The 18983-nt window shown below is 37.4% G+C and carries 16 protein-coding genes; 3 read left to right on the top strand and 13 right to left on the bottom strand.

Features of this window, described 5'->3' with window-relative positions:
• From ACLIBG_RS13925 to ACLIBG_RS13980, 12 genes are all read right to left on the bottom strand, one after another.
• A partial coding sequence (locus tag ACLIBG_RS13925) for an ECF transporter S component (protein ID WP_439313377.1) occupies positions 1–191 on the bottom strand: 191 nt, incomplete at its 3' end.
• Between the two features lie 591 nt (positions 192–782).
• Positions 783–1469, bottom strand: coding sequence for a cysteine hydrolase family protein (locus ACLIBG_RS13930; protein ID WP_439313378.1), 687 nt, complete (start codon positions 1467–1469; stop codon positions 783–785).
• Between the two features lie 21 nt (positions 1470–1490).
• Positions 1491–2732, bottom strand: coding sequence for a Zn-dependent hydrolase (locus ACLIBG_RS13935; protein WP_439313379.1), 1242 nt, complete (start codon positions 2730–2732; stop codon positions 1491–1493).
• Positions 2733–2947: 215 nt separating this feature from the next.
• Positions 2948–3922, bottom strand: a complete 975-nt coding sequence (locus ACLIBG_RS13940; protein WP_439313380.1) for an ABC transporter ATP-binding protein — start codon at positions 3920–3922, stop codon at positions 2948–2950.
• Positions 3915–4904, bottom strand: a complete 990-nt coding sequence (locus tag ACLIBG_RS13945) for an ABC transporter ATP-binding protein (RefSeq protein ID WP_439313381.1) — start codon at positions 4902–4904, stop codon at positions 3915–3917. Before ACLIBG_RS13945 ends, ACLIBG_RS13940 begins: the two co-directional genes overlap by 8 nt.
• A 14-nt stretch (positions 4905–4918) precedes the next feature.
• Positions 4919–5806, bottom strand: coding sequence for an ABC transporter permease (locus tag ACLIBG_RS13950; protein ID WP_439313382.1), 888 nt, complete (start codon positions 5804–5806; stop codon positions 4919–4921).
• A gap of 29 nt (positions 5807–5835) precedes the next feature.
• Positions 5836–6783: an ABC transporter permease gene (locus tag ACLIBG_RS13955; RefSeq protein ID WP_439313383.1), complete on the bottom strand. Its 948-nt coding sequence runs from the start codon at positions 6781–6783 to the stop codon at positions 5836–5838.
• A gap of 150 nt (positions 6784–6933) precedes the next feature.
• Entirely contained in the window at positions 6934–8583 is a 1650-nt protein-coding gene (locus ACLIBG_RS13960; RefSeq protein WP_439313384.1) for an ABC transporter substrate-binding protein, read from the bottom strand.
• Positions 8584–8713: 130 nt separating this feature from the next.
• Positions 8714–10846 (bottom strand): helix-turn-helix domain-containing protein, encoded by a 2133-nt coding sequence (locus ACLIBG_RS13965; RefSeq protein ID WP_439313385.1) that lies wholly within the window; start codon positions 10844–10846, stop codon positions 8714–8716.
• 172 nt (positions 10847–11018) lie between these two features.
• A complete protein-coding gene (locus ACLIBG_RS13970) occupies positions 11019–12140 on the bottom strand; it encodes a dihydrolipoamide acetyltransferase family protein (RefSeq protein ID WP_439313386.1) in 1122 nt (373 codons plus the stop codon).
• Positions 12141–12161: 21 nt separating this feature from the next.
• Positions 12162–13187, bottom strand: a complete 1026-nt coding sequence (locus ACLIBG_RS13975; protein ID WP_439313387.1) for an alpha-ketoacid dehydrogenase subunit beta — start codon at positions 13185–13187, stop codon at positions 12162–12164.
• Positions 13188–13211: 24 nt separating this feature from the next.
• Entirely contained in the window at positions 13212–14204 is a 993-nt protein-coding gene (locus tag ACLIBG_RS13980; RefSeq protein WP_439313388.1) for a thiamine pyrophosphate-dependent dehydrogenase E1 component subunit alpha, read from the bottom strand.
• A 430-nt stretch (positions 14205–14634) separates the two neighbouring features.
• Between ACLIBG_RS13980 and ACLIBG_RS13985 the strand changes: the two genes are divergently transcribed.
• Genes ACLIBG_RS13985 through ACLIBG_RS13995 form a run of 3 tightly spaced genes read left to right on the top strand, consistent with a single transcriptional unit; the run spans position 14635 to position 17536 of the window.
• A complete protein-coding gene (locus ACLIBG_RS13985; RefSeq protein ID WP_439313389.1) occupies positions 14635–15276 on the top strand; it encodes a GntR family transcriptional regulator in 642 nt (213 codons plus the stop codon).
• A gap of 20 nt (positions 15277–15296) precedes the next feature.
• A complete protein-coding gene (locus ACLIBG_RS13990) occupies positions 15297–16715 on the top strand; it encodes a purine-cytosine permease family protein (RefSeq protein WP_439313390.1) in 1419 nt (472 codons plus the stop codon).
• A 47-nt stretch (positions 16716–16762) separates the two neighbouring features.
• Complete coding sequence (locus tag ACLIBG_RS13995; RefSeq protein ID WP_439313391.1) at positions 16763–17536, top strand: creatininase family protein; 774 nt, start codon at positions 16763–16765, stop codon at positions 17534–17536.
• Positions 17537–17752: 216 nt separating this feature from the next.
• Here the strand turns inward: ACLIBG_RS13995 and ACLIBG_RS14000 are convergent, their stop codons facing one another.
• Positions 17753–18949 carry an MFS transporter gene (locus ACLIBG_RS14000; protein ID WP_439313392.1) on the bottom strand — a complete coding sequence of 399 codons (1197 nt, stop codon included), beginning with the start codon at positions 18947–18949 and terminating at the stop codon, positions 17753–17755.
• Positions 18950–18983 lie beyond the last annotated feature (34 nt).

Below are 18983 nucleotides of genomic sequence, written 5' to 3' on the forward strand. Positions count from 1 at the left end.
TTAGGTCCAAATAAAATAGAGGCAGTAAAAAGCATAGCTGTTCCTAAATGAACTAACCCTCCATTTGAAGCAATTGGCAGTCTAATATTCAAAAATGCGGTAGAAACGAAAACAAGCGCAATTAACATCGATGTTAAAATTAAATCAAACGTTTTTTGATGTGTCTTTGAATAACTATGTGTATTTTCCATATTTGTATACCTACCTTATTATGAACTTTTTCTCATTTTAGCAAAGTACTGGTCCATGTTAAAGTGTCAATTATATATAAGGTGATGGGGTCAGTTCAGTTTTTTAAGAGGGTTTTTTATAGATTCAAGGGAAATAATTTGGCAAATGCTTTTTTAAACGGAAATAAAGTGATTAAAATAGCACATTTAAGATTTTCCGCCGAATTAATGCGAAAATCGGTGCCTGAAATAATGTGCTGATTTACATCAAATTCATTACGATACTCTTCAATGTAAGAAGTATATATTTTGTATACTAAATCTTCTGGTCATCAATCGTTGCACATTTATCAGCATATCGAATCGTCTGAAATTCTAATGATTCCCTTCTTGCTTCTAAATTTTTGCGTTCTCTTTTAATTTTAATTAATACGATGTTGTCTATATAGGTTCTATCACTTACGTAAAAGCGTAAAAGATGGAAATTTTATTTCTCTAATTAATAATTCTACAATACGAATGCCCCCTATCTGCACAATTGGGGGCATGTCATTGATTTGCAAGCACTTTTTCATACAAATCATTCGAATGGTGCTCATGTGACAAAAGCGACTATTTTAGTACATCACTTCCAATGTTATCCATATTAAATCTACGAAGTAATTCATCCACATCTGTTACTGTTGCATAAGCATTTCCTAGTGTAGTTAAAGAGTACTCATGTAGCTCTTCCGTAAGTGCGCCGACTGTTTCTTCAGGGATATATACATCATATCCGTGATCAGCAGCGGAACGAACGCAATTCTCAACACATTCATTTGTTAATACACCTGTGACAATTACGTTTTTAATCCCTAAATTTTTTAATATATAATCTATATTCGTTGTTCCAAATACTCCAGATGCGGTTTTGCTCAATACAATTTCATTATCCTTGGGTGCAATCTCATCAATAATTTCAGCCTCTTTTGTTCCTTTTTTTACATGTATATTTAGCCGTTTATGACTAAGACTTCGATCTCTGCCATCGGCTGTGAGTGATTCGATTTTGGAATAGATAACTTCGACTCCATTTTGTCTGCAAAATTGGAGTAACTTTTGAATCGACGGAATTATCATTTGCTCGATTCGATCATAGTAATAGCTTAAAATATCATCATCTTTTATCATTTCTGCTAAAATTCCGAAACCCCGCTTCGTATCGAAGTATTGCATATCTGTTATAATAACAGCCGTCTCGTCTTTTCTAATTTCCGGTGTATGGTGTCTATTACCATACAAATGCTTTAGCTTGTTCAATTAACTCGTACCCCCATTCCATTATTTTGCTAAATGGATAAGCGCTTCATAGAGCACCTGTGTACCTATGGAACAATCCTCCTTCGAACTCCATTCGTTGGGATTATGACTAATACCATCCTTTGACCGGACCAGTACCATACCAAAGTCGGTAACTTTCGACATGAATAATGCATCGTGACCTGCCCCACATCTCATTTTATATAAAGGTAAACCCGTTTGAGTAAACACGTTTTCAAATACTTTCGTAATTTTTGGTGAACAGGATGCAGGATCAACCTCAACATTCACTTGAACCTCTGCTTTTAACCTTCTCTTTTCAGCACATTGATGGAGTAGTCCGATTATTTCATTTCTCATTTGTTCGCGCATCGTTTTATCGACATGCCGGCAATCGATCGTAAACATAACTTTTTCAGGGATAATGTTAATTCCTCCTGGATAAAATTGCATCGTCCCTACAGTAGCTACACCGCCCCATTTTATTGCTGCCTTTTCAATTAACGGCAGTGATTCAGACATCGCTAAAGAGGCGTCTATTCGAATAGACATCGGTGTCGCCCCAGCATGATCGGCTCTCCCAATAAATGCGACATCAATCCATACGGTACCTTGAATATCTGTCACAATTCCAATGGGTAAATTTTCTGTTTCAAGTACCCTCCCTTGTTCGATGTGAAGTTCTAAATATGCTTTAATATCATTTGAATTTTTTATAGCTGAAGTATATGCTTCTGGATGAAAACCAGCATGTATAAGTGATTCATCCATTCGTACCCCATCTTTGTCCTTTTTCTCTAGATCTTCTTCTGTCAAATATCCTGTTAAAGCTTTGCTTCCGATAAATCCAGTGTTAAATCGGGCACCTTCTTCATCCGTGAAAGAAACGATTTCAATAGGGTGTTTAAGAGCTATTTGATTTTCCTTGATCGTTCGAGCAGCTTCTATTCCTGCTAAAACTCCTAAAGCTCCGTCAAATTTTCCACCATTAAAAACAGTATCTATATGTGACCCTGCCATAACTACGGGAGCTGTTTTATCATTGCCTTCGATTTTTCCAAAAATATTTCCAATTGCATCAACGCTCACTTGTAATCCGGCTATCTCCATTAAATCCATAATATAGCATCTTGCTTCCATGTCCTCTTTAGTTAAAGAAAGTCTCGTAACCCCTTGTTCTTCCTTAATGCCTATATTTCCCAACTCATTTATTGATTTCCACAATCGTTCTTTATTTATTTTTATCTTTGATCCAATGGACATATGATACCTCCTGCACTTCAAAGCATTGTACTGCCGTTCGGATGTTTATCCATCTATTAAACATGCCCTTCTCGTGGACAGCATCCGCGAGTAGTGATAGTCACCACCGTTAAACTCATGATTAAATTTGTATTTTGAAATTCACTTGTCTATATCAAAAAATGTAATATTTATTAGCCTGTAATAATTGTTTAGCAACATAACCCTTCGATCCTTTACTTTTCATCATATAAATGACAGGATACGTAATGGCCGTGATGTGCCTCGCGTAATTTAGGTACCTCCACTTCACAAACATCCATTTTCATCGGGCAACGTGGATGAAGTGGGCATCCAGTCGGAGGATTGGTCGGACTAGGAATGTCTCCTTCTAATATTATTCTTTTTCTATTTATTGTCGGGTCTGGTATAGGAACGGCAGACAATAAAGCTTTGGTATACGGATGTAAAGGATCTTTAAATATATTTTCCTTTTTTCCTTTTTCAACTACATTTCCTAAATACATTACACCAACTTGATCACTAATATATTTAATAACACTTAGATCATGAGAAATAAATAAAATAGTTAAATTGTATTCTGTTTGAAGTTTCTTTAATAAATTCAAAATTTGTGATTGAATCGAGACGTCTAATGCAGATACGGATTCATCTGCAACAATAAACTTAGGATTTAACGCCAAGGATCGAGCAATGCTTATCCGTTGCCTTTGCCCACCACTAAATTCATGTGGATACCGATCTAAATGATATTCTTTTAATCCCACTACATTGATTAATCGCCTAACCTCTTTATCAAGCTCTTCTTTCGTTCTAAACAATTTATGCGTAATCATTGGTTCAGCAATAATGTTATACACTTTCATTCGCGGGTCTAATGAAGCGAAAGGGTCTTGAAATATAATTTGCATATCCTTTTTCAATAAACGTAGCTCTGCTTTTGATAAATACGCTATATCTTTCCCTTCAAAAATAATTTGCCCGTCTGTCGCTTCAAGAAGGTTTAAAATTAATCTTCCCGTCGTTGACTTTCCACAACCACTTTCACCGACCAAACCGAATACTTCCCCTTGGTCAATAGACATTGTCACATCATTTACTGCTTTAACATATTGCTTCCTCTTAAACATGCCATTTTTAATTGGAAAGTGTTTTTTCAACTTGTTAATTTCAAGCAGTGTCTTACTCATATTCTCCATCCTTTCCAGGGTGCCAACAGCGATAATAATGCTCGCTATCTTCGTTCATTGCCGTTAACGGAGGCAATTCGTTAAAGCATGCGTCGGTTGCTTTTGCACACCTTTCAGCAAATCGGCAGCCTTCTACTTTTTCTAAAGGATTTGCTACGTGACCAGGGATCGAGTATAGCTCTCCTGTATCATCGGATAGTTTCGGAATTGATTTCATTAACCCAATTGTATATGGATGTTGAGGTTTTAAAAAAAGATCTTTTACATTTGCCTTTTCTACAATTTGTCCGGCATACATAACTAAAACTTGTTGGCACGTCTCAGCAACTACGCCAAGGTCGTGGGTAATCAACAATACCGAAAGCCCTTTTTCAGCTTGGAGATTTTTCAATAACTCCAAAATTTGTGCCTGAATCGTTACATCGAGTGCAGTTGTCGGCTCATCTGCTATTAATAAATCAGGATTACAGGCCATTGCCATAGCGATCATGACACGTTGACGCATGCCACCGGATAATTGATGAGGATACTCTTTAACAATTTCTTCCGCTCGCGGGATGCCGACTAAATTCAGTAGCTCGACGGATCGATTCCGAATCTGTTTTTTATCTAAGGGATCATGCAGCATAATTGCTTCATCGAGCTGATAACCAATTGTATATACAGGATTTAATGAAGTCATTGGCTCTTGAAAGATCATCGCTATTTCTTTCCCGCGCAATTTTCGCAAATCCTCTTTTTTAAGTTTGCGTAAGTCTTTCCCTTTATAAAGAATCTTCCCACCTGTAATTTCTCCAGGAGGAGAAGGAACGAGCCCCATAATCGACAGGGAAGTAATACTTTTCCCACTTCCAGATTCTCCTACAATGCCTACAATTTCTCCCTTTTTCAAATCAAAGCTCACCTGATCAACAGCTGTTATATTTCCTTCAGCTGTAAAGAACGTTGTTTCAAGCTCTTGAATGGACAATAAGTCGCTCACGTTATCACCTTCTTCTACCTATCTTTAAGTTTCGGGTCTAAATAATCTCTCAATCCATCCCCTAACAAGTTAAAGCCCATTACCACTAGAAAGATACAAACCCCCGGTAATGCTACGGTCAAAGGAGCAATTGTCATAATCGAACGCCCTTCACCGAGCATACTTCCCCAATCAGCAGTTGGCGGCTGTGCTCCTAAACCTAAAAAGCTAAGTGAAGCTGTTTCAGTTATCATCCAACCAATATTCATCATCGATTGAACGACGATATAGGCAGATATATTTGGCAAAATATGTTTAAACACTGTTTTACTTTTACGATTTCCGATTGCATTTGATGCCTCAATAAATTCCATTTCTTTTAACGATAAAGTTACTGAACGGGTTAATCGTGCATAAAATGGGATATTTACTAAAGCCACAGCAATTAACGCATTTTTTAACCCTGGCCCTAAAAAGGCAACAATTAAGATTGCTAATAATATTGCTGGAAACGCCATTAACACGTCAATAAAACGCATAATTATGTTATCAATTCGTTTATGACTCATCGCTGCAAACACCCCAAGGCTAACACCAGCAAGCATTGCCATAAGTGCAGCAGCTAATCCACTTAGTAATGTAACTTGGCTTCCATAAATCAAGCGACTTAGCATATCCCGCCCTAAATGGTCCGTTCCTAAAATATGCCCTTCCGTACCAATACTCGCAAGTCTTGCTGCCGGATTTACTTGATCCGGATTCATTGGAGCTAGGATTGGCGCTAAAATAGCTATAAATACAAACAATCCAACGAGTATTGCTCCTACAACAATATAATTATGTTTTTTGAAAGCACTACGTAATAACTTCCTTTTATTAGCAACAGGCAACTGTTCTGCATTTTCCTTTGTTACATCCACCATTTAAAACTCCCCTCACGCCCTATTCATCGTCATTTTGTTTGAATTCTCGGATCAATAATGCTGTACAGTAAATCAACAACTAAATTTACGATCGCAAAGATTAAGGCTAAAATTAACGTTCCGCCAATTACTAGAGGATAATCTCTCGTTAATATTGCGTTCATGAGCATTTGGCCAATTCCAGGCCACGAAAAAACAACCTCTACTACTACAGCTCCACCAATTACATAGCCAATTTGCATTCCGATAACCGTAACTACAGGAATTAAAGAATTACGGAGCACATGAACTAATATAACCCGTTTCGCCTTTGCACCTTTAGCTCTTGCCGTTCGTATATAATCTTGCCTTATTACTTCAAGCATGGAAGATCGCATCATTCTTGCAATAACTGACGCTGGCACAAGTGAGAGCGTAATTGCTGGTAAAACTAAATGATAAAGTAAATCGAGCATTCCACCACCATCAGGTGAATAAATACCGGAAGATGGAAACCATTCCAATGCTCCAGAAAAAATTATAATTAATAACATACCTAGCCAAAAAATTGGCAGGCTAATACCGGTTAATGGAAATAGGATTAATACCCTATCAATCCATGTATTTTGTTTAACCGCAGTAATGATACCAATGATCATCCCCACTGGAATTGCAATTAATAGACTGCCGACTGCCAAGTACGCTGTTGCGACTATTTTTGATAACACAAGCGTTAAAACATCTTCGTTATACGTAATGGAACGACCGAAATCAAGCGTTAATATATCGCTTAACCAAATAAAATATTGTGTAAAAATATTAGCATCCAATCCCATTTCCGTTCTAAGCAGCGCTAAGCTTTCTTCTGTAGCATAGGAGCCAAGCAATAATTGCGCGGGGTCTCCAGGTGCCAGTCTCATGCCTACAAATATTAGGATCGATACCCCAAAAAATACAGGGATCAGCCAAATGATTCGATGGATTAAATATGAAAACATAACGGTCCTACACTCCTTATGTGACGCTTACTGTGGCTTATACGTTCTTAAATATTTAAGCGATTCACATACTCATTTCTATAGCCTATGAGAAATTATACGCCCGCTCGAAACTACATTAGTAAGAGGGAACGGGCGCTTTGTACAAAACTATTTTCCTACCTTCGATAAATCCATCATTTGTGATGGGTGAAGTTGAAATCCATTAATATCCGAAGCCATTGCTGCCGTTTGTTTCGCATAGTCAACGAATAACATCGCAGCTTCTTCGGTTATAATTTTAGAAGCCTTTTGATAAAGCGCACTTCTCTTTTCTAAGTCTGTTTCTATTCTTGCTTCATCAAGTAAATTAGTTACTTCTTCATTCTCATAATAGCCACTGTTAAACAACGGTATGTTATTCGACGAATAAAGGTTTGTCATCACGTTATCGTCGTCACCCGTAATGGCCATCCAAGAAAGCGCCCACATATCATTGACATCTCGACCACCTTGGTTTACCTCTTCTAGAAAGGCACCCCATTCCATTTTTTCAATTTCTACTTCTATGCCGACGTCTGCTAAATAACTTTGAATTGCGGTAGACATGGCAACCGGCTGCTGCATTCCAGAGCCTGATTCCGGGATTACAAAGTTAATTGAAATATCGCCTTCACTGTATCCTGCTTCATCCAATAATTGTTTTGCTTTTTCTGGATTATACGGATACCCTTCAATACTCGGATCATGCCCGTTATAAGCTGGTGCTAATGGCTGTGTCGCCGCAACCCCTGTCCCTTTTAAAATGTCATTCACAATTGATTCCTTATCAATTGCATAGTTAACAGCTTGCCTTACTTTTAGATCACCAAATGGTTCTTTTTTAATATTTAACCCGATATACCAAAGATGTGGGCTCGCTTGCCTAATCATTTCCAAGCTTGCATCTCCTTCAATTTCTTCAATGCTGTCTGGATTCACATCATAAATTAGCTGAGACTCACCATTCATCAGCCGCGTAACACGAACAAGGTCTTCCTTTACCGGTGTAATCACTAATTTATCTATTTCAGGAGCACCATCCCAATAGGCTTTGTGTGGCGCTAACTCAATTTGAACACCTCTTTGCCAATTTTCGAGCTTAAATGGCCCGCTACCAACGGCATAACTAGAAAAATCTTCCCCAGACTCTTTAACAGCCGTAGGACTTACAATTCCACCAATGATTGTAGCCATATTAAACAAGAAGGATGCTGTTTTTTCTTGTAAAACAAATTTAACTGTCAGAGGATCAATAACTTCTATCTCTTCAACCATTCCATAATAGAAGTCTGCTAGTGGAAAAGGGCCGTAATGATGCTCATGATCTTCATCAATCATACGTTCATACGTAAATTTAACCGCTTCGGCATCGACATCTGTTCCATCATGGAATTTTGCATCTTCTCGTAAATAAAAGACATATTCGAGCCCATCATCGGAAACTTCCCACTCTTCAGCTAAACCTGGAGCTATTTCAAAAGCCTCTTCTTTCCACTGCACTAACGTATCAAACATATTATAATGAACCCGATGGGTATTAACGTCTGTTGCTTGACCCGGATCCATCGTCGTTGCATCAGCCACTAAATCTACTACAAACGTACCAACCGAAGACGATTCCGCCCCTACTTTTTCCGTACCATTTTCTTCTTGTGATGTATCGTTCGCAATTGTCTCCTCTTGTTTAGGCATACACCCTGCTGCAAATATGAATAAACCGACTAAAGAAAAAAACAATAATTTCGAAACATTCCGTTTCTTAAAGACATAAAAACACAATTTTTGTACCTCCCCATAAGTTTTTTAATGATTACTAATATTATCGAATATTATGACAAATAAATCTTAGTATTTTTTCACAATTATTCCATTATATTTATGGGTGCTAGCACATAAAATTGCGGTTTTTTTATTCATCTAATTTTAACCATTTACTCTTTACACTAAAAGTGTCCATCATTCGAAAACAGAATAAGATGTTTAAATAGTTGTTTGCATCCGTTAAATCAACACCTAATATTTCTTGAACTCTTTTCAAGCGATAGGTAAACGTGTTTTTATGTAAATGCAAATGTTGAATAACTTTATCTGCCTTCTGATTAAATTCACAATATGCTTCAAGCGTTAAAAATAAATCTGATTTATTTTTGTGTTTATAATCAATTAACGGTTTTAAATGATCATATACAAATTGGTATTGTTCCTCCTTTGTTAGCCTCATAATCATGTGATAAATTCCCATATCTTTATAGGTGATAATTTTATTTTTAAGCTTCTTTTGATTTAAAATATCTACTCCTTTCACAATATCCAAATACGATTGTGATAATTTCTCGATTTTATTAATAAACCGACCAATAACACAAGATACATTCTGTCCATTTAAATGGAACGTAACTGCTTTTTTCCATTCCTCAATTAATGCAAAACACTTGTCGATTAGCTCATCTTCTTTATCATTATCATTCCAGCAAACTAATGCATGAATGCCATTTTTCCCTAAAAACAAAATACTCCCAGGATTTTTTTGCACGATTATTTGTTCAATAATCCATTTCAGCCGTTTTATCTTTATCTGCAATCCTTGCGGCTGGTCAATTTGCATGGAAATAAAGTTGTATTTCTTCCCTTCCTTAATGCCAAGATGCTGTGCTTGTGCTTTAACTAATTCCAAATCTACATTTTCGATAACATCTTCTAAAAAATCTCCTTTCATTTGTTCTTTTTCTTCTTCAATCGATTCTTGCTTTAACAATTCTAATGCAACAACTGTGCTCGCTTGCTCCAGTGCAATAATCTCGTCATTACGGAGTTTCTCCATCCCTTTTACAACAATAAGCCCCTTCAGTTCTGCCGCACCTATAACAGGTAAAAAATTTATGATATATGGATCATCTTCCATTGTAATTTTCCTTTTTGTATCAATGGTTACCCTTAGATTATCCATATAATGTGGAATATGGTGAAGCACACTTTCCTTTTCCACCGTACTCGCTAACTGCTGAGAAAAGCTGTCATAGATTATAACTTCTTTATGTATAATTTGAGCTACCGTTTCTGCAATTTCTTCAAATCCTTTTTGCTGTAACACAATATTTGTCAATTTTTCATGCGTTCTTGCTGCAAACTCTAGTCGCGTATTTTTATTTTCAATCTCCTTATTTAATAGGTTTAAACTTTGCACTTGATTTTCGATTTCCTCAAACAAAAATCCTCGTTCCATTGCCATAGAAGCTTGATTACAAACCGCTTCTAAAAGCTGTAAATCCTCCTTTCTGAAATGAGCATTTGACAAAAAGTTGTTAATCGAAACGACACCATAACACTTATTATTAATAATAAATGGACAGCACATCGCACTTTTAGACTTCGCCGATACACCTCCGGATACTTTAGGAACTGCCAAGTCAAAATATCTCCTGTTTTCCTTACTAATCGTTGACATCCCTTCATATACATCATCTGAATGCTCAAACATAATTGGTTTTTGCTCTAAATACGTGAGCCCTGTTATGGATTCTCCTGGTTTAAACTTAATATGCTTAATATATTTCCAATTAAACCCGCTTGTCACCTTTGGAATTAAATACGTTTCTTCATCATCGACAAGATAAATACTGCCAGCATCTGCAGCTTCAACCACTTCTAACGTGTTATCCAATATCTGCTTCAAAACGTCGTTTAGTCGTAAAGACGATGATAGAGTTTTTGAACTATACAAGAGCAAGTCTTTCGCATTTAATTGATATTGTACATCTTGAATTCTTTCAATATATTCCCATTGTTTTTTTAGTATACTGCTTAGTAAGTTGGATTTTTCCTTTTCAATTTTCTGTGCAAATGATAACTCAACATGTTGATTTACCGCTAAAGAAATCGTTATCTTGTCGTCTTCTTTAAATGAAAGCGAATGGTTTAGTAATAAATACGTTTCATCTTCCACATTTTTATTTGTAAAACGAATAGCATTTAAGTCGACATCCAATAACATCGCTAAATTCTTTGTAACTTCAATAAATTGATTCATGCTATCGTTCCTCATAGGAGCACCTCTTTCATAGTTCTTTAAATTATTAGATATAAAGTCCTGATTGTTTACCTTAATACATGCATTGTTTTTACAGCATTTTAAGAAGCACATCCTTTATTACCTTCTACACAAAACTCAAAGAAAACTCCCTGCACAACTGACGCAGGGAGAATACAAGCTTTTGTTACACCATTTTTTTCGGCATTTCTTCTAAATACGTTATTAATGTTTGCAAAAATCGTGCAGCTGGCGCACCGTCAATGATTTGGTGGTCGAATGTTAAGCTTAGCGGAAGCCGCATTCGTTCAATTACCGATCCATCCTCCAAAGCGAGGTATGTTTCAATTTTTCCGACGCCGAGGATACCGACTTCAGGAGGATTAATGATTGGTGTAAAGAAATGAATCCCATAGCCTCCTAAATTTGTTACGGTGAATGTACTCCCAGATAATTGTTGGGAATCTATCTTTTTCGTATGAACTGCTTGTACTAACGCTTTCACTTCATGATCGAGATCTACGGGCTTATAGTTGTCAGCATTCTTTACAACCGGGACATATAGCCCGTCCTCAGCATCCGCTGCAACGCCTAGATGGATTTTTTTACTTGTTTTCCACATGTTACCTTCAAAGGTTCCGTTCATATAGGGATGCTCTTGTAACGCCTTTACAGTAGCATATAAAATCCAACTGTTCCAGCTTATCTTTTTTTCATAGTTATCCCGAAAATCAGCAAGCTTTGTCACATCCGCGTATGCTGTTTCTGTTAACTGAGCACTATTTTGCAAGCTCTCCTTCATCCGTGATGCAATTGTTCGTCGAATCCCAGTCAATTTTTCACCAACCGTTGAACTGCCTACTTCTGCAGCCGTACGAATATCTTTTTCGGTAATTTTATCTCCATTGCCAGTCCCTTGAATTTTTGTGAGATCTACATTTAGATCCTTTGCCAGTCTGCGAAGACGAGGGGCGACTCTAACGAAAGAGCGCTCCCTTCGTTCTGCTTCTGCCGTAGCTGCCACAGGAGTCTCAGATGTTTCGGAAGTTACCTCTGCATTTGAAGTGTCCGTTCCACCTTCCGAAATAACACCTAAAACATCCCCGATGGCTGCGACCTCGCCCCTTACCACTACTATTTTTTCTAAAACACCGTCTGTCTCTGCCTCCAGCTCCTGAACTGCTTTCTCAGTTTGGACTTCAACTAAAATATCGCCTTTTTGGATGGAGTCTCCTTCTTGTTTATGCCAAAATATGACCGAGCTTTCATCATAGTCTTCATCCATTCTTGGTAGGATAATATCTGCCATGTATTTTGCACTCCTTGCGCATTAATCTTCGTCCAGCATGTCTTTGACTGTTTCATAGATTTTGTCTGCACTAGGTACGACAAATTGCTCCAGCGGCCTGCTATATGGAATAGGAACATCCGGTATAGCTAGTCTTCGTATCGGAGCGTCCAATTCATATAATGCTTCTTCAGCGACTACAGCACTAATTTCGGCTGTCATCCCATACGACAAATAATCTTCATCAACGACTAATAACCGGTGTGTTTTTCGAACGGAATCGATAATTGTATCCTTATCTAGCGGCACGAGCGAGCGCAGATCGATGACTTCAGCATTTATACCTTCCTTCGCTAGTTTTTCTGCTGCTTCAAGTGCATATACGGTCATCATTTGGATGCCTACAATCGTAATGTCAGCACCTTCGCGAGCAACATTTGCTTTTCCTAATGGAACGGTATACGCTTCTTCCGGAACATGTCCGACAGATGCATCCAATTGATCCATCCATCCTAATCCTTGAAGCGTTTTATGAAACATAAACACTACTGGATCATCGTCACGGATGGCAGATGTCATCATCCCCTTTAAATCATGTGGCGTAGTTGGAGCAACGACTTTCATTCCAGGGAGATGGGCAAATGTTGCATAAAGCGTTTGGGAGTGCTGGGCGGCATCATTATATTCACCACCAACCGCAGTCATGAGAACCATCGGCAATTTTACATTACCACCCGACATGTAAGGGATTTTGGCCATATGGTTATATATTTGATCCATACAAACTCCATAAAAATCGACGAACATTAGCTCAGCAATTGGTCGCATTCCTTCAGCAGCCGCTCCGATCGCAGCACCAATAAAGGCTGTTTCAGAAATTGGCGTATCCATAATCCGGTCGGGGCCAAATTTATCCAACAGTCCTTCCGTTGATCCAAAAATACCTCCATACTTTCCCACATCTTCACCTAAAACAAATACTTCATTATTTTCTTCCATTTCAAGTGCAATCGCCTCGGCCATTGCTTTATTTCCGGTTAATAATCGTTGTTTTTTTGCAGTTTCCATAGCGAGATCCTCCTTTATCTTTTATTAAGGCGTTACAAAAAGATCTTCCAGTGCAGCTTCAGGCTCCGGGTACTCACTTTCTCTAGCAAATTGATACGCTTCATCAACTAACGCTTTCACACGATTTTCCCGTTCTTCTAACTCAGCGTCATCAGCCAACCCTTCCGATAGAATAGATGCCTTAAGACGATTGATTGGGTCTTTTTCCCGTAAAGCTGGCACTTCACCTTCACCCCGATAAAGCTCCGGATCTCCTTGAAAATGTCCTAGAAAACGATATGTCTCTATTTCAATAATTGTTGGACCTTCCCCATTTCTTGCCCGTTTTACCGCTCGTTCGGACACTTTGTACATTTCGATCGGGTCATTGTCGTCCACACGTTCCCCGACGATTCCATAGGCAGACGCACGCAAATGGTTCGATTCTACAGATGTTGCCACTTCCTTTGGTACAGAAATACCATATTGATTATCTTCGACGACGACAATAACTGGTAGTTTCCATAAAGCGGCTAAGTTAAGTGATTCATGAAAAGAACCGGCATTTGCTGCCCCTTCTCCGATAAAGGCCACCGCAACAGCATCTGTCCCTCTCTTCTTCGCAGCAAGTGCAGCACCGACAGCTTGTGGAATGCCTGCCCCAACTATTCCACTACATGCAAATTTTACGTCAGGGTCAAACAAGTGCATATGTCCGCCTTTTCCTTTTCCGAGGCCTGTTTCTTTCCCGAACATTTCTGCCGTCATCTTATTTAAGTCTACTCCCTTTGCAATAGCATGGTGGTGCGGTCGGTGCGGCGAAGCTACCGTATCTTCTTTTGTTAAATGTGCACAAATCCCTACTGCTGCAGGCTCTTGTCCATTCGATAAATGCATTTCTCCTGGCACAGTACCAGCGCCAATATTAAATGCAGGCGTTTTACCTTCCATATAAACTTTTTCCATCGTTTCCTCATAATGTCTAATTTGAACCATTTTTTCGTACATCCATACTAACTTTTCTTTCGGAATCCCCATTTACTTTCCTCCTTTTGTGATAAACAGTGGATTAAATTAAGACTACACAATAACATTGCGCATACGTGTCCTTTATCAGCTCCTTTTCGAAAAGGTTCGTGAAAGCGTTTGCATATATGTGTTAATGATACTAAATAAAAAGAAAAGTTTCAATAATTAGATATTTTTAACTAGGTTTCTGTTTGAGAAGAGGATATTGTATTGAGTAAGAAGCTACGACAAAGGGGAGAAAACTCGATAATTTAAATTATAAGAAGAATCCTTAACCTATTCAGAACTAACTCTAATAAATTAAGCAAAAAAATTATTTTTTAAATAAGTAAAATAATCAAATTGTATTGACTATTCTCTATAATGTGTCTATAATAACTACAAATACTTCAGCGATATATCGCTGTTACTTTAGATCAAAACAAAACAGGTGAATTTAATGACGAAAAAAGAAAAAATGTCTCTTTCTGACAAAGTTACTGAAGAGTTTAAAGAGAAGATTATTTATGGGAAATTGAAACCAGGAGAACTGATAACTGTTGGAGAGATTGCTAAAAGCTACAAGATTAGTAATACTCCTGTCAGAGATGCTTTTAACCGATTAGTTCAAAGAGGGTTGCTCGATATTATCCCTTTTAAAGGATATATGGTGAGCCAATTAGATTTCAAAAAACTTGATGATCTTTTTACAATAAGAAATTTATTGGAAGGAGGTGTAATTGAATTAGCAACTAAAAATGCGACAAGTGAAGATATAAAAAGACTAGAATCAATAGCTAACACCCCGATCAACTCAAGGGCTTCAAATAGTGAAATTGGATTTATGAAGGCAAATTTAGCTTTTCATTTGAATCTATCTGAAATCGCTAACAATCAATATTTGACTAATTTAGTAAACGACACCTTAGAAAGGATGCAACGAATCCTATACATTGATTTAAAGTTGGGCAACCCTCAAGCAATGAAAAATGAACATTTAGAATTAATCCACTTCATTAAAAGGAGGGAGGCAATAAAAGCAAAGGAATTGATGATATCTCATATTGAAAATACTCGTAATCGTGTATTTAAAAGGCAGTAATAAATTAAAGGAGGAACAAAATGACTAATAGTATTCAAGAAAATGAAACCTTACTTGAAGATGGGGAAAGAATGCTTTCATCTGTACCAATGTCAGAAAGAAGGTCTACTTGGAAACAAGTAATGGTATGGGTAGGTTTTGGTTATGTTGTCACTGGATTATTTGTAGGTGGAGTACTTGCAGGTTTTGGAGGCCAACCAGGAATACCTCCGATAACTGCTTTATGGGCAATTATAATAGGTATGGGATCATTACTTATTTTAACTTTTTTACTTGGTGTGATTGCACAGAAAACCGGTTTAAATTTAGCTTTAATTTCAAGGTACTCATATGGAGAAATAGGTACAAATTTACCATTAATTATTATGGCTTTACTCACATTAGGTTGGTTTGCAAGCATTACAGGTATGGTAGGGCAAATTTGGGGATCTTTTATTGGGAACCCTACAGGAATAACTGTGTTTAATCCATCATTAATAGGTTATGAAAATATACCACCTATAACACTTGAAAACTTTCTATCATGCTTTGTTTTTGGGTTAATCTTTACTCTTACAGCTTATTTTGGCATTAAAGCCATTGAAGGAGTAGCAACACCTATAGCACCAGTAATATTGATTATCGCTATAATTGTTGGAGTTGGAATGTTAAATGAAGGTGGAGGAATTGCACCATTCCTAACGGAAGCTAATAAGTTGGGCGGGTTAGGTTTAGGAAATGCAATCACAGTAGTTACAGGTAGCTGGATCGCAGGGGTTGTTATGGGTGTTGACTTCTTTCGTTTTAATAAAACAGTAAAAGGGGTCTTTGCTGGGGCTGTAGCTTGTTTCGTTTTAACGAATCCATTATTAAATATTGTAGGTTACATTGGTGCTGTATCTGTTGGACAGTTTAACTATGTAGAGTGGATGCTTGAAAAGGGTTTATTACTTGCACTTATTGGTGTAGTTGCTTGGACTGCCTCTCTATGGACAACCAATAATGCAGAACTATACTGTAATTCACTTTATGCAGGTCCAGTGTTGGCATCATATAAGAAACCTGTAAAACGAAAAAACATTGTGCTTTTCACTGGTATTCTAGGCACAATCCTTGGCTCTATGGCATTTTATGAAATGTTTTTTGCTGATTTCATTACCATTTTAGGAGCAGCATTTCTGCCTTTAGCAGGACCAATTATTGCAGATTATTTTATCGTTAAAAAGCAGAACTACAATATAGATGAAATAAATGCACAGCCTAAATATAGATATGCTGGTATTGTAACTTTTACAATTGGAGCACTATTAGGCTTATCATTCCAGTATATTATCCCACTTCCATTTGGTTTGCCTTCAGGTTTGTTCGCATTATTCATTACAATTATTTTATATCCAATAGTCTATAAAGTAACCGATGCCAAAAGGGATATAGAAGAAGTAAAAGAAGCTAGCGTTTAAGATGAAGTACTTTTTCATAAATGAATAGTCATAGGAGGTATGTTTTGATGAAGAAAGTTTTTTTGAATGAATTTACTGGAAAAGAAGTCAAAGAGATGCTGGAAAACGATCAAATTGATAGTGCCATAACAATTTTTGGTGCTTGTGAGAGTCATGGATGGCACAGTCCACTGGGGCCAGACATTTTTGTACCAACTGAAATTGCAAAAAGAGTAGCCGAAAAACTAGATAAAACGGTAGTTGTACCAGGGATTCCGTATGGTACATCCATTCACTACAATCATTTTCCTCTAACAGTTTCATTGCGCTATGAATCGACTATTGCTGTAGCAGAAGATATTTTCACAAGCTTAATACATCATGGCATTAAAAATATTCTAATTTTAAACGGGCACGATGGGAATATTCCAGCGCTGGAAGTGGCTGCACGTAATGTTAAGGAAAAGTATAAAGATGCTTCTATGATTTATATACCTGCTTGGTGGGAAATAACTGGTGCCAAAATGAAAGATGACTTTGAAGTTTGGGATGGTCTAGGTCATGGTGGAGAAGGTGAAACTTCTATTACAATGGCAGTTAAACCAGATTTAGTAAATCTTGATGATGCAATCTGTCAAATGCCTGACGATATGATTAAATTAAGTGAACACGGCTCGGTTATATTTGATATAACTGAAATCACAGAGACAGGTGCTATCGGAGATCCAACAAAAGCCACTAGGGAGAAAGGAGAGAAGATGTTACGTATTGTAGTAGATTACTTGGTCGACTTAATTAATGATTTAGAAAGTAATAATTGGAAATATGATAGAAAAAAGTAATTTAGAAACGTCATGCCAAAAGGAATTTTTCGACTTTTGGTATGGCGTTTATTGGATGATAGAAGCAGTGAATTTTGCAATCAAAATTATAATAGACTATGAATTACGTAAATGTATATCTCACCACCGAGCGTAGAGGGACCATTGTTTGTATTAGATCATCTCACCAAAATAATAACTCCCCGAGTTCTTCAGCACTTGTTACAAACTCTCTATCTACCCATCCTTCAACTGTCTTTCATAGTTTTCATACTTCATCATTGCTAGAATACCTAACAAGGGGCCGATACTTAAAATTGAAAAAGCCCATCTCCATCCAACCAGTTCCTGGATGATAGGTATAATATTTATCGATAAAATAGTAATTGAATAACCTACGCACATCTGAAGTGTCAGTGCAGTTCCTACATAATTGCTATCCGAGAATTCCGATACACCAACAGAAAACTGTGCAGAATCCGCAATAATGGATGCACCCCAAATAATTGCGATCGTTGAAGTTAACCAAATACTGCTCCCGTAACTGAAGCCAATACAAAGCGCACACATTCCACTAACTAACATTGCAATGATGGTCAATCTAGAACGTCCAATTTTATCTGCTATTAATCCACCTGCTACTGCTCCTATTAACCCGGCTACTCCTATGGCGATAAAAGAAACAAGTGGACTGATCAAACGACTTGAAGATGAGGCTTCCATAAAGCTCTCTGAAAGAAATAAAGGAATCCATGCCCACATGCCATATAACTCCCACGAATGACCGAAGTATCCAAAATTGGCGAGCATAACTGGTTTATTTTTTACGACGTTTTTAATTAACCCCAAGGAGAATGGTGCTTTTTGGGTCTTAACAGGTGCTTCGACTAAGATGAATTTAATTAAAAATGCAGCAATAAGTGACAAAGCCGAACAAATGAGCAGTACAAAACGGCTATCCAAATCAAATACAAAAACAGAGATTAAATGAGGCAAAGCGGAGCCCATTGTTAGTGCTGCTAACAATATGCCAGTAGCTGTGCCTCTTTGTTTAGGAAACCACTGAGAAATCAATTTTACGGAAATCGGGTACACGCCTGCCAAAGATAATCCGGTTAATCCCCGCAAAGTAATTCCTATAGTTGCTGAATCAACAAAAATTAATAATCCATTCAATAATGCTCCGGCAGTAGCAGATACTACAAATATATTTCTAGCATTATATTTATCAGCCAACCCTGAATATGCACTAATAAATGCCCCTATAACAAATCCAGCTGGTATAGAGGAGGATACGAACCCTTCTGTCAATGGATTTAAGTTCCATTTTACTTTTAAATCAAACATTACTACTAAAGCACTAAACCATAGACTTAAAGAAAAAAGTACGGCTAATGCAATAATACATAAGGCAAACCATCTGTTATGTCTCAAAAGAGCCACCACTTTTACTCAAAATATAACTACG

The sequence above is a fragment of the Virgibacillus sp. W0181 genome (genome assembly GCF_051846915.1).
Taxonomy (GTDB): domain Bacteria; phylum Bacillota; class Bacilli; order Bacillales; family Amphibacillaceae; genus JBPYCR01.